Source organism: Synechococcus sp. BMK-MC-1, assembly GCF_014279955.1.
Taxonomy (GTDB): domain Bacteria; phylum Cyanobacteriota; class Cyanobacteriia; order PCC-6307; family Cyanobiaceae; genus Synechococcus_C.
This window is the reverse complement of sequence record NZ_CP047939.1, coordinates 2503094-2514604: the sequence shown is the minus strand read 5'-3', so window position 1 is coordinate 2514604 and position 11511 is coordinate 2503094. Positions and strand designations below refer to the sequence as shown.

Sequence of the window (11511 nt, the reverse complement as noted above, 5' to 3'; positions counted from 1 at the left end):
TTGCGTACCGTTTAGCTCTTCAAGAGCGCGCCCCACAGCTCTTCGGCCTGCGTTGTGGTTGTTAATGCATGGCGATCCACAGCGCTGACCACGCGGCAATCGAGGCTGTTGATCAGCAGCCAGCAGTCACCAGGTTCCGGTTGGGCATGGATCGTTGCTTCCTGGGCAAGCCCGAGTTCGAGCAGTTGTGCACGCATCACCCCTGGTAAGCAACCACTGCTTAGGGGTGGTGTGAGCCATTGGCCTTGGCGCTGCACCAGCAGATTGGCGGTGCTCCCGCAGCACAGTTCGCCGGTGGTGCTAAGCAACAGGCCTTCATCGGCGCCGTGCTCGATTGCTTCGCGGCGGGCCTGAATCGCTTGGCCGTAGGCGAAGGTTTTGCAATGGCTCAGGCGGCTGGTGGCGTTGCGCCGTTCATGGCGACTGATCCAGGTGCGCACGGCCGCGAAGCTGGGCTGATGCGCACTGAGGGTGAGCCAGAAGCGATGCAGGGCAGGATCCGGTTCACCCGCGGGCACTTGAATGCCTCGGCCTGCAGCACCATCGCGGCTCCAGTTCAAGCGCAGGGCTCCATGGCGTTCGGTCGTGTTGCGACTGCGGGCGGTTGCGCTGTGATCATTGAGCCCACCGCGCTGGATCGCTTCGCGTAGCAGAGGGTCGAGCACCTCCAGGCTCGGTGGTGGTGCCATGCCCAGGGTTGTCGCACCATCCCGCCAGCGGGCATGGTGCGCCTGCAGCAGTTGGGGTTCACCTCCGCGAATCAACACCGTTTCGAACACGCCGTCAGCCAGCTGCAAGCCGCGGTCGCTCAAGGGCAGCTTGAGCTCTGAGGGATCTCCCCATGTGCCATTGATCCAGGCCAGCGTGCTGCTCACGCCAGCGCCTCCAGCAGGGGCAGCAGTTTCCAGTCGAGTTCCTCGGCTTCCGCCTCAGGATCGGAGTCGGCCACGATGCCGCAGCCGGCATGCAAGCGCAGGTCAGCGTCTTTGCGCAGCAGGGTGCGGATCAGGATGTTGCTGTCGAAGCGGCCATCCCAGTCGATGTGCAGGATCGAGCCGCAGTAGGGGCCACGGCCCAGAGGCTCCAACTCCTGCAGGCGCTGGCAGGCGCGCAGCTTGGGAGCGCCTGTGATCGAGCCCCCCGGCCAGCTGGCTTCCAGCAGATCCACCCAGGTGCTGCCAGCGCGCAACTGCCCGGTCACCACTGAGGTGAGGTGATGCACCCGTGCATAACTCTCCAGGCGCACCAGATCGGGCACTTGCACGGATCCCGGCACGCACACCCGGCCGAGATCGTTGCGCAGCAGATCCACGATCATCACGTTCTCAGCGCGGTCTTTGGCGCTGCACACCAGCTCGGCCGCCAGGTCATCGTCGATGTGTGGATCGGGATGGCGTGGACGGGTGCCCTTGATCGGTCGGGTTTGCACGGCTCCATCCGGCATCACTTCCAGAAACCGCTCCGGTGAGGTGGACAGCACGGCCTCGCCGGCGGCGGCGCCACTGCCGATCAGCACACCGCTGAACGGGGCGGGGCATCGATCGCGCAAGCGTTGGTAGAGCGCCAGGTTGCCCATGGGTTCCGGGAGCGTTGCACTCGCACAGGCGGTGAGGTTGGCCTGGAAGAGATCCCCGCTGGCGATCAGCTCACGGATGCGCAGAACCCCGGTCATGAAGGCGTCGCGGTCGCTGTGGTGATGCCAGCGGCAACCCAGGGGCTGCTTCGCACTGGCGTCGGATGGTGTGGCCTTGATGGGCTGGGTTTCCAGCAGGTGCGCCATCGCCGCATGGCGGGAGGGGTCGATGCCTTCCAGGTGCAGCGCTCTGGCCTGCAGGTCGAAGCGCAGAACGGGATCGTGGCGGGCGATCCAGAGGCTGGCCATCGGGTCCCGGCTCCAGGGGTTGCCAGGCTCGGTCCAGGCGGCGGCGTCGTAACTCAGCCAGCCCGTCCAGTGCCCTGGGCTCAGCTCCCGCAGGGCAGAAAAGGGGTTGGTGGCCTCAGCATCGCCAGGCAGGCCGCGGCAGCAGTGCTGCTCCAGTGGATCCGCCGCCAGGGTGATGCGCCCGCCAAGTTCGCCGCCATCGCCGTCCAGCCAGATCAGGCCCTCCTCGCCGTAGAGGCAGGCCAGAACAGCTGCAACGTCAGCCGGTTCATGCCAGGGCAAGCGCTTGTGCAGCAGTGTCATCGGCTGGCGCTGCTGCAGAGATCAGGGCGACCGGCAGCCTGCAGCGCGGCATCGCGGATCCGGCAGCTGTCGCACACGCCGCAGGGGTGATCACCGCCGCTGTAACAGCTCCAGGTGCGTTCGATCGGGACCCCCAGGCGTAGTGCTTCCTCCACAATTTTTTGCTTGCTCCACTCCACCAGTGGTGCCCACAGCCGTGGGCCCCGTCCTTCGCGGCCCACTTTGCTGCTCAGATCCGCCAAGGTCTGAAAGGCATCCAGGTAGTCCGGCCGGCAGTCGGGGTACCCCGAGTAGTCCACGGCATTGACGCCCAGCACCAGGCGATCGGCGCCGCGGGCTTCGGCCAGGCTCAGCCCGATGCTGATGAACACCGTGTTGCGGCCGGGCACATAGGTGCTGGGAATCACCCCGTCCTGCACGCCATCAACCGGAAGGGCTTGCGCGCTGTCGGTGAGCGAGGACCCTCCCCAGCTCCCCAGGTTCACGCTGATCGTGTGGTGCTCCGCCAGGTTGAGGGCTTCAGCAATGGCTGCTGCCGCCTGCAGTTCGCGGCGGTGGCGCTGGCCGTAATCGAACGACAGGCCGATCACGCGACAGCCGGCTTCCTGCGCCAGCGCAGCGGCAGTGGCGGAGTCGAGCCCTCCGGAGAGCAGGGCAATCGCGGTTGAATCGGTCATGCTGGGCATTCTGTTGCCGTTCTGGTGTCGACGATGGCGTTCTCACAGTCTCTGACGACGATCTCCGGGGCTTGTGGCGGTGCCTCCGTGATCCTGATGAGTGCTCTGACGCCGGTGGCAGCCATCCCGCGCTTGGATCTGAGCGGCTATCCCGCACCGGCACCGGGCCTGCAGCGCTGGGTGATCCAGCCATCCGGACTGCTGCCCAAGACCAGCGATCCGTTGGTTTCAGCCCATCCCCTCGACTGGCGCATTCAGTTGATCGTGGGCGAGGAGGTGACCTTGGATTGCAACCTTCAGCGCTTGTCCGGTCCTGGGATGACCATGCGCATGCTGCCCCAGGCATCGGGCAAGGCCCTGTTTGAAGTGAAGGGACCGTTGCGCGTGATCAGCACCAAAAAAGCCTGCCCACCGGGTGCGCCCGAGAAACGCTCGTTCCTCTCCCTCGGCCTTCAGCCCTATCTGGTGCCTTACAACCCCTCATGGCCGATCGTGGTGGATCTGCCAAAGGGTGCCGAATTGCGTTGGCGCCTTTGGAAGGCGGAAACCCGCCAGCAGAAGGCTGTGCAACGTTGATGCTGACGGTGTCATTGGGTGAGGTAAGAGTCTTTCGAGAGCGAGGACATCTTCAGTGGGGCAACAGCGGGGCTAGATCCAGGGCGTAGGCCTGCCGTACCTGCAGGCGTCGCAGTTCCACGTGCAGATGGTCGGTGCTGGCTGATCCGCTGCGGCCAACGCGGCCGATGCGTTCGCCGGCCCGCACGAGCTGACCGGGTTGCACACTTGCTGTTTGCAGGTGGGCGTACACCGTCTGCCAGCCCCGGCCGTGCTCGATCAGAACCGTGAGGCCATAGCCACTGATCGTCTGGGCCAGATGCACCCGGCCGGAGAGCATGGCGAGCACGGGTGTGGCAGCCGGAGCGATCAGATCGTGCCCAACGTGCATGCGCCAACGCTGGCGCTGCTCTGAGTAACGCCAGCCATAGGGCTGCACTTCGTCAGCGCGCTGCGCGAGGGGGTATCGGAGCTGCAGCGACTCCCCCGGCCGCTGGCCAGCATCAGGGCCATGAGCAGGGCCACGCGCATCGGGGCATCTGGAGTTGATGACCTGCCGGTTGTATCGGCTCAACGCACCCCCAGCCACTTGTGACTTTGCAGGCTGAGCCGCCAACGGCCATCGCGGCGTGCTGCATCAAGCGCCAGCTGTTGTCCTTCAACGCTCTCCCATCCGGGTTGCAGCAGCCAGGCGGCTTGCGGCGCCTGCGCGGACAGCACCTCAGCGAACAGCAGGTCGGCAGGTTCATGCACCACCACTTTCAGTTCATGGCAGCGGCTGAGCAGCTCGGCCCGGGGAGGTGCGTGCCGTTTTGGCGAAAGGGTGATCCAGTCGGGATTGCCACTGAGCGGGTCGACCCCGCTGGTTTCCAGATGCAAAGGCAGCCCGCAGGTTTGGCGCAGGGTTTGCGCGAGGGCGTCGAGGTTGTGGTGCAGCGGTTCGCCGCCGGTGATCACCACAAAGGCTGCGCCGTCGCTGGCTGCTGCTGCTGCCTCAGTGGCGATGCTGTGCAGGGTGCGCGCTGGATGGGACTCAGCGGGCCAGGAGTGTTTGGTGTCGCACCAGCTGCAGCCCACGCTGCATCCCGCCAGGCGGATGAAGAAGGCACTGCGGCCAGCATGGAGACCCTCTCCTTGAAGGGAGTGGAAGGTCTCCACCACTGGGAGAGAGGCGGAGGCCTGCGGGTCCTGACTCACGCCGTGGCCTTGATTTCGCTGGGACTGTTGGGCAGTCGTTGTTGGGCGGCTTCGATCAGGCCGCGAAACAGAGGATGGGGCTGGCCTGGCCGCGAGAGGAATTCCGGGTGGTACTGGCAAGCCGTGAAGAACGGATGCTCCGGCAGTTCGATCAGTTCCACCAGGCGACCGTCGGGGGAGCTGCCGCTGATCCGATAGCCCGACTCAAGAAAGAGATTGCGGTAGGCGTTGTTGAACTCGTAGCGATGGCGGTGGCGTTCGTACACCACCTCATCGCCATAGAGCCGATCAGCCATCGAGCCTTCGGCGATGCGGCAGGGGTACACCCCGAGGCGCATGGTGCCGCCCAGGTCCACCACGTCCTGCTGTTCCGGCAGGAGGTGAATCACCGGATGGCTGGTGCCCGGCTCCAGTTCAGCGCTGGTGGCATCGGTTAAGCCAGCCAGGTTGCGGGCCCATTCGATCACCGCGCATTGCATGCCCAGGCACAACCCCAGGAAGGGAATGCGTTGTTCCCTGGCCCAGCGGATTGCCGCCACCTTGCCATCCACGCCACGGTTGCCGAAGCCGCCTGGCACCACCACAGCATCCATGCCATGCAGCAGGGCATCAGCGCCGCGGTTTTCGATCTCTTCGGCGCACACCCAGTGCAGATCGAGGGATGCATCCTGGGCGAGGCAAGCGTGGCGCAGGGCTTCCACCACCGAGAGATAGGCGTCATTGAGCTGCACGTATTTGCCCACCAGGGCCACCTTCACCGCCGGGCCGGGGTTGCGCATCTTGTGCACCAGCTGCTGCCAGGCACGCATGTCACTGTCGTGGTCGGTGAGATTGAGCACATCCAGCACTTCCCGGCACAGCCCCTGTTCTTCGAGGGTCTGGGGGACGGCGTAAATGCTGTCGGCATCAAGAGAGGGGATCACCGCCCGTTCGTGCACACCACAGAATCCGCCGATTTTGCGTTTGAGTTCTGCGTTGATCTCTCGGTCGCTGCGGCACACCAGCACATCCGGCTGGATGCCGATCGAGCGCAGCTCTTTCACCGAGTGCTGGGTGGGTTTGGTTTTCAGTTCGCCTGAGGTGCCGATGTAGGGCAGCAAGGTCACATGGATGTAGGCCAGATCGTGGCGACCCACATCGCCTCTGAATTCGCGAATGGCCTCGAGGAAGGGCAGGGATTCGATGTCACCCACCGTGCCGCCGATTTCTGTGATCACCACATCGGCGTTGCTGTTGGAGGCCACGCGGTGAATGCGTTCGCGGATCTCGCCTGTGATGTGCGGGATCACCTGCACGGTGCCGCCGTTGTAATCGCCCCGGCGCTCCTTGTTGATCACCGACTGATAGATCGAGCCTGTGGTCACGCTGTTCAGGCGTGACATCGCCGTGTCGGTGAAGCGTTCGTAGTGGCCGAGATCGAGATCGGTCTCAGCGCCATCCTCGGTGACAAACACCTCACCGTGCTGATACGGGCTCATGGTGCCCGGATCCACATTCAGGTAAGGATCCAGCTTCAGGATCGATACGCTGTAGCCGCGTGATTTCAGCAAGCGCCCCAGGCTGGCTGCCACGATGCCCTTACCGATGCTGGACACCACTCCACCGGTGACGAAGACGAACTTGGCCATGACCCCCCGGGTGACTCTTCAATGTACCGAGCACCCGAAGGGCTGAGGACCCCCCTCCGGCTCAACCCTCCAGCAGGCTGCGCAGCATCCAGGCGGTTTTCTCGTGGATCTGCAGGCGCTGGGTGAGCAAATCGGCTGTGGGTTCATCACTGGCAGCTTCCACAAGCGGGAACACGCTGCGGGCTGTGCGGGCCACGGCTTCGTGGCCGGCCACTAACTCGCTCACCATGTCGAGCGCTGCCGGTTTCTGTTCGGCTTCCTTGATCGAAGCCAGGCCGGCCAGGGTGGAGCCGCCGTGGGGTGCGACCACGCCCAGCGCCCGGATGCGCTCGGCGATCACATCGAGAGCATTCCAGAGTTCGGTGTACTGCTCCATGAACATCAGGTGCAGGGTGTTGAACATGGGGCCGGTCACGTTCCAATGGAAACCGTGGGTTTTGCCGTAGAGCACGTAGGTGTCGGCAAGCAAACGGCTGAGCCCTTCGGCGATCTCGCTGCGTTGGGCTTCGGAGATCCCGATGTTGATGGAAGGCGTGCTGGCCATGGCGGTAACAGGGATAAGGGGTTTCTAGCTCAGGAATCCAGCCCCTGGATGTAGTCGCGCACCTTGGAGCGGCGCTGGGGTTGCCTCAGTTTGAGCAGGGCGCGCGTTTCGATCTGACGCACGCGTTCGCGGGAGAGAGCCATGGCCTCGCCGATTTCGGCCAGGGTGCGCGGTGTGTCGTCTTCCAGTCCGAAGCGACTGCGGATCACCTCGGCTTCCCGCGGGTTCAACTCATCCAGCAGATGTTCGAGGTCGTCGTGGAGCGCGTCTCGGGTGAGGGTCTGCTCTGGTGTCGCATGCCCATCTTCGAGTAAGTCTCCGAGCTGGGTGTCCTGGTCTTTGCCCACGCGGGTCTCCAGCGACACCGAACGGGGCACTCTGGCCAGGGTCTGACGCACGGTGTCTTCACTGACCCCCAGCTCTTTGGCCAGGTCGCTCACGGAGGCAAGACGCCCCTGCTCACTGGCGATCTCCTGCTGGACACGCTTGATCCGGTTGAGCTTTTCGGTGATGTGCACCGGCAGCCGGATCGTGCGGCTTTGGGTGGCGATGGCCCGGGTGATGCCCTGGCGAATCCACCAGTAGGCATAGGTGCTGAAGCGAAAGCCGCGGGTGGGATCAAACTTCTCCACGGCTCTCTCCAGTCCGAGGGTGCCCTCCTGCACCAGATCCAGGAGTTCCATTCCGCGCTGTTGGTATTTCTTGGCAACGGCCACCACCAGGCGCAGATTGGCTTGGATCATCCGGTCTCGGGCCCGGCGACCTTCGCGCAGGCGGCGTTGCAGTTCCTTCGCCTCCAAACCACTCTCTTCCGCCCAGCGGGTGTACCCCTCGTTCAGCACTCGGTTGAGTTCATTCAGGGTCATCTCGGCAGCTCGGGCCCATTCCTGCCGGGTTGGCCAGTGGCTGATGTGATTGGCTTCACGTTGTTGCAGTTCCTCGAGATCCAGCAGTACCCGGATTGCAGCGATGCGAGTGCTGAGGTCACGCTCCTGCACAAGCAAACGCTCCCGCTGCTGCACCTGGCGGGAGAGCGTCACTTCCTCTTCGCTGGTGAGCAGGTCGACGCGGCCGATGTCCTGGAGGTAAAGGCGCAGCAAGTCATTGCCGCCGCTCCAGCGGATCGGGGCTTTCCCCGTCGTTCGAGCCTTCTCAGACAATGAACCGGTACTGACGGTATGCAGTCAGGTTCAGTTGTTTTGCTGGCAAGTGCCCCGAACCGCCGGATTCTGTTCGGGTTCTAGTTGGAGTCTTCTTCGGTTGGATCCACCCAGGTGCTGGCCACATGCAGCTCCTCCAGCTGCTTGTCGGCGACCCCGCCTGGGGCACTGGTCATCAGGCAGCGAGCTTGTTGGGTCTTGGGGAAGGCGATGGTGTCGCGGATCGATTCCTCACCCGCGAGCAGCATCACCATCCGGTCCACACCGAAGGCCAGGCCGCCGTGGGGCGGTGCGCCCACATCGAGGGCATCCATCAGGAAGCCGAACTGCTCCTGCGCCTCCTCGAGGGGCAATCCAACCGTCTGCAACACCTGGCGCTGCAGGGCGGAGTCATGGATGCGCAGGGAGCCTCCGCCGAGCTCAAGGCCATTGAGCACCAGGTCGTAGGCCCGGGCCCGGGCTCCGGGCAGGGCTTCGGCCCACTGGGAGGCATCACTGCCGAGATCCTCGGCATTGGGGGCGCAGAAGGGGTGGTGCAGGGCCTCGTAACGGTTCTCGTCGCTGTTGAACTCGAACATCGGGAAGTCCACCACCCAGAGGAAGTTCCACTGGTCGTTGTCGCGGTCGGCTTTGACCATGCCCAGCTCCTTGGCCAGGTACTGGCGCACCCGGTCGAGGGCCTTGTTCACCGTGGCGGTGTCGCCGGCACCGAACAGCAGCAAAGTGCCGGGTTCTGCGCCGGTGCGGCTGAGCAGCTCCTGCTTCTGCTCATCGCTGAGGTTGTCCTTGATGGCGCCGATCGTGTCGATTTCACCGCCGTCGCGCACGCGGATGAAGGCCAGGCCACCGGCACCAGCTTTCTGGGCCTCGCTGAACACATCGCCGCCGGGCTTGATCCGCACGTTGCTCACCGCATTGTTGCCGCCGGGCACCGCGATGCACTTCACCGCGCCGCCGGACTTCACGGCGCCACTGAACACCTTGAAGCCCATGTCCTTGACGATGTCGCTCACGTTGGTGAGCTCCATGCCGTAGCGGGTGTCGGGCCGGTCGGTGCCATAGCGCTCCATGGCGTCATGCCAGGTCATGCGCGGGAAGGGCCTGGGCAGGTCGATGCCTTTCACCGCTTTCCAGATCGAACAGATCAGGGATTCATTCAGCTCAAGGATCTCTTCCTGACCCATGAAGCTCATCTCGATGTCCAGCTGGGTGAATTCCGGCTGGCGGTCGGCGCGCAGGTCTTCGTCGCGGAAACAACGGGCCACCTGGTAGTAACGCTCAATGCCGCCCACCATCAGCAGTTGCTTGAACAGCTGCGGCGACTGGGGCAGGGCAAACCATTCACCACCGCAGACGCGGCTGGGCAGCACATAGTCGCGGGCGCCTTCGGGGGTGGAGCGGGTGAGAACCGGAGTCTCCACCTCGATAAAGCCTTCGTCTTCAAGGAAGCGACGGGCGGCCTGAATCGTCTGGGCCCGCAGGCGCAGGTTGTCGTTCATGCGCTTGCGGCGCAGATCCAGATAGCGATGGCGCAGCCGCAGCTCCTCGCGGGTGTTCTCCTCGTCGTGCACCGACACGGGGAAGGGCAGGTTGCCCTTCACGCTGTTGAGCACAGTGATGCCGCTGGCCAGCACTTCCACCGCGCCCGTGGCCAATTTCTCGTTGAGTGATTCAGCGGGGCGAGCCCGCACCTTGCCGCTGATCTGCAGCACGGTTTCGCTGCGCAGGTGTTCGGCGACGGCGAAAGCCTCAGCTCCCAGATCGGGATCCACCGTGATCTGCACGGTGCCGGTGCGATCGCGCAGGTCGATGAAGATCACCCCGCCATGGTCACGGCGCCGGTCCACCCAGCCGCACAGTTGCACGGTGTTGTCGATGTGCTCTTTGCGCAGGTCGCCGCAACCGTTGCTGCGCATGGGATCTCTCAACTCGTGACAGGAGATTTTCCCACAGCCCAGGTTTCTTCAGGGATGGCGGTAAAACGGGCGCCTAACGACCGTGGCGGCCTGAACCTGCCCGCGGATCTCAACGCCGAGCTCTTGCCCCACCTTGGCGAGGGCGGTGGGTACATAGGCGAGGGCAATCGCTTCCTGGAGAGTGGGCGACCAGCTGCCGCTGGTGATCGCCCCCGCCTGCTCACCGTTATGGATCACCGGATAACCATGGCGAGCAATGGCGCGTCCTTTCAGCTTCAGACCGACCAGTCGCCGTGATGGACCGCTGTCTGCAGCGCGCTCGAGTGCCGCACGGCCGGTAAAGGTTGATGGCATTTCCAGGTGCACGAGCCAGCCCAGGCCGGCCTCAAATGGCGTGGTGTCAGCGTCCATGTCTTGGCCGTAGAGATGCATGGCGGCCTCGAGGCGAAGGGTGTCCCGTGCACCGAGGCCGCAGGGGGTCACCCCGTCAGCCACCAGTCGGTTCCAGAGGTTGCGCCCGTCCTCACGTGCGAGCAGCAGCTCCACGCCGTCCTCCCCGGTGTATCCGGTTCGTGCACAGAACACAGGACGGGACAACCCCGTGAGATCCAGCATGCGATGGGCGAAGCGGGGCAGCGCGTGCAGGTCGACACCGCTCAGCTGCTCCATCCGTGCCAAGGCTTCAGGGCCTTGCAGGGCCAGCAAAACGCCATCGCCCTTCTCATCGGTGACCTGTAGGCCCTGAGGCGTGAGCTGTTCGCTGATCCAGGCGGTATCGGCTGCCGCGCAAGCGGCATTGATCACCACGATCAAACTGGCTTCTCCCTGGTCGCTGTTCGTTTGCCCCAGGTCGTAGACGATCAGGTCGTCGCGGATCCCTCCGGACTCGTTGAGCAGCACGGAATAACAGGCCTGCCCCGGGCCGATGCGGTGCAGGTCTGTCGGTACGAGGGTTTGCAGGGCGTCCTTGGGGTTGCTGCCCTCAATGCGCAGCACGCCCATGTGGGAGATGTCGAAGAGTCCCACCCTCTGCCTCACGGCTGTGTGCTCAGCGACCAGTCCCGAAAATTGCACGGGCATCTCCCAGCCGGCGAAGGGCACCATGCGGCCGCCAGTGGTCACGCAGAGGTCATGGAGCGGTGTGCGGTGCAGATCCATGCCGGTTGAGCCTCTGGGGAAAGGTTGGGCCGAATCCTATGGAGGCCTACGGAATTGCGTCGGAAGTGGAAGCAAAGCCGCAGATTGTCTTCGTTTGCTGGACCGCTTTCACAAGCGTCCGTATCTTTAGCTCTCCTTCCCGGTGGTGTGATTCTGAAATCACAGTCCTGCCAGTCTTGCGCGCACTGCGCTTCAGCGATGGCGCATCAAGGGGGGTGGTGCCGCTTGCGCCATCTGCCTGTGCATGCTGAGCTGGCGCGCCTGGTTTGGTGCCATCACTGGACGGCGCAACAGCCATCGCTGCCTGAGTTGAAGCCAGGAGACGCCCATCGTCCCAGGGGTGATCGCCAGCTTGACCTTGGCACTTCCGTTGAGGGAGAAGCCTTTTCGTTGAATTCTTCGGGTTTGCTTTAAGAAAAGAATAATTGTCACGCCAGAGACATTCATCGAGGATCGCTAACCACAAAATGAAGAATGATCTTGTGTAATTT

Annotated in this window: 12 protein-coding genes; 1 reads left to right on the top strand and 11 read right to left on the bottom strand. The window is 63.9% G+C overall.

The features are described from left to right. Window positions 1-11 precede the first annotated feature (11 nt). From SynBMKMC1_RS14060 to queC, 3 genes are read right to left on the bottom strand one after another with little or no spacing between them, the layout of a single operon-like run. Entirely contained in the window at window positions 12-875 is an 864-nt protein-coding gene (locus tag SynBMKMC1_RS14060; protein ID WP_186472185.1) for an aminotransferase class IV, read from the bottom strand. Then, window positions 872-2185 (bottom strand): anthranilate synthase component I family protein, encoded by a 1314-nt coding sequence (locus SynBMKMC1_RS14055; RefSeq protein WP_186472184.1) that lies wholly within the window; start codon window positions 2183-2185, stop codon window positions 872-874. The genes SynBMKMC1_RS14060 and SynBMKMC1_RS14055 overlap by 4 nt, the downstream gene beginning before the upstream one ends. After that, window positions 2182-2862: a 7-cyano-7-deazaguanine synthase QueC gene (queC, locus tag SynBMKMC1_RS14050; protein WP_186472183.1), complete on the bottom strand. Its 681-nt coding sequence runs from the start codon at window positions 2860-2862 to the stop codon at window positions 2182-2184. The genes SynBMKMC1_RS14055 and queC overlap by 4 nt, the downstream gene beginning before the upstream one ends. A gap of 96 nt (window positions 2863-2958) precedes the next feature. Between queC and SynBMKMC1_RS14045 the strand changes: the two genes are divergently transcribed. Beyond that, window positions 2959-3438 (top strand): ecotin family protein, encoded by a 480-nt coding sequence (locus SynBMKMC1_RS14045; RefSeq protein WP_255486222.1) that lies wholly within the window; start codon window positions 2959-2961, stop codon window positions 3436-3438. Window positions 3439-3490: 52 nt separating this feature from the next. On the opposite strand, the gene SynBMKMC1_RS14040 is transcribed toward SynBMKMC1_RS14045, so the two are convergent. The 8 genes from SynBMKMC1_RS14040 to SynBMKMC1_RS14005 all read right to left on the bottom strand — a co-directional run bounded on the left by SynBMKMC1_RS14040 (window position 3491) and on the right by SynBMKMC1_RS14005 (window position 11350). Next, window positions 3491-3991, bottom strand: a complete 501-nt coding sequence (locus SynBMKMC1_RS14040) for a M23 family metallopeptidase (protein WP_255486221.1) — start codon at window positions 3989-3991, stop codon at window positions 3491-3493. After that, window positions 3988-4614 (bottom strand): 7-carboxy-7-deazaguanine synthase QueE, encoded by a 627-nt coding sequence (locus tag SynBMKMC1_RS14035; protein WP_186472181.1) that lies wholly within the window; start codon window positions 4612-4614, stop codon window positions 3988-3990. Before SynBMKMC1_RS14035 ends, SynBMKMC1_RS14040 begins: the two co-directional genes overlap by 4 nt. Next, window positions 4611-6242 (bottom strand): CTP synthase, encoded by a 1632-nt coding sequence (locus SynBMKMC1_RS14030; protein WP_011934346.1) that lies wholly within the window; start codon window positions 6240-6242, stop codon window positions 4611-4613. Before SynBMKMC1_RS14030 ends, SynBMKMC1_RS14035 begins: the two co-directional genes overlap by 4 nt. Window positions 6243-6303: 61 nt before the next feature. Next, window positions 6304-6786, bottom strand: coding sequence for a Dps family protein (locus SynBMKMC1_RS14025; protein WP_186472180.1), 483 nt, complete (start codon window positions 6784-6786; stop codon window positions 6304-6306). Window positions 6787-6815: 29 nt separating this feature from the next. Beyond that, window positions 6816-7946 carry an RNA polymerase sigma factor, RpoD/SigA family gene (locus tag SynBMKMC1_RS14020; RefSeq protein ID WP_186472179.1) on the bottom strand — a complete coding sequence of 377 codons (1131 nt, stop codon included), beginning with the start codon at window positions 7944-7946 and terminating at the stop codon, window positions 6816-6818. An 80-nt stretch (window positions 7947-8026) separates the two neighbouring features. After that, window positions 8027-9862 carry an aspartate--tRNA ligase gene (gene aspS / locus SynBMKMC1_RS14015; RefSeq protein ID WP_186472178.1) on the bottom strand — a complete coding sequence of 612 codons (1836 nt, stop codon included), beginning with the start codon at window positions 9860-9862 and terminating at the stop codon, window positions 8027-8029. A 48-nt stretch (window positions 9863-9910) separates the two neighbouring features. After that, window positions 9911-11020: a glycine cleavage system aminomethyltransferase GcvT gene (gcvT, locus tag SynBMKMC1_RS14010; RefSeq protein WP_186472177.1), complete on the bottom strand. Its 1110-nt coding sequence runs from the start codon at window positions 11018-11020 to the stop codon at window positions 9911-9913. 192 nt (window positions 11021-11212) lie between these two features. Continuing rightward, window positions 11213-11350: a hypothetical protein gene (locus SynBMKMC1_RS14005; RefSeq protein ID WP_186472176.1), complete on the bottom strand. Its 138-nt coding sequence runs from the start codon at window positions 11348-11350 to the stop codon at window positions 11213-11215. Window positions 11351-11511 lie beyond the last annotated feature (161 nt).

Excerpts from the sequence above, each read along its gene's own strand:
- SynBMKMC1_RS14055 (WP_186472184.1), bottom strand. The coding sequence starts at position 2,185 with ATGACACTGCTGCACAAGCGCTTGCCCTGGCATGAACCGGCTGACGTT.
- queC (WP_186472183.1), bottom strand. The coding sequence starts at position 2,862 with ATGACCGATTCAACCGCGATTGCCCTGCTCTCCGGAGGGCTCGACTCC.
- SynBMKMC1_RS14045 (WP_255486222.1), top strand. The coding sequence starts at position 2,959 with ATGAGTGCTCTGACGCCGGTGGCAGCCATCCCGCGCTTGGATCTGAGC.
- SynBMKMC1_RS14030 (WP_011934346.1), bottom strand. The coding sequence starts at position 6,242 with ATGGCCAAGTTCGTCTTCGTCACCGGTGGAGTGGTGTCCAGCATCGGT.
- SynBMKMC1_RS14025 (WP_186472180.1), bottom strand. The coding sequence starts at position 6,786 with ATGGCCAGCACGCCTTCCATCAACATCGGGATCTCCGAAGCCCAACGC.
- aspS (WP_186472178.1), bottom strand. The coding sequence starts at position 9,862 with ATGCGCAGCAACGGTTGCGGCGACCTGCGCAAAGAGCACATCGACAAC.
- gcvT (WP_186472177.1), bottom strand. The coding sequence starts at position 11,020 with ATGGATCTGCACCGCACACCGCTCCATGACCTCTGCGTGACCACTGGC.
- SynBMKMC1_RS14005 (WP_186472176.1), bottom strand. The coding sequence starts at position 11,350 with ATGGGCGTCTCCTGGCTTCAACTCAGGCAGCGATGGCTGTTGCGCCGT.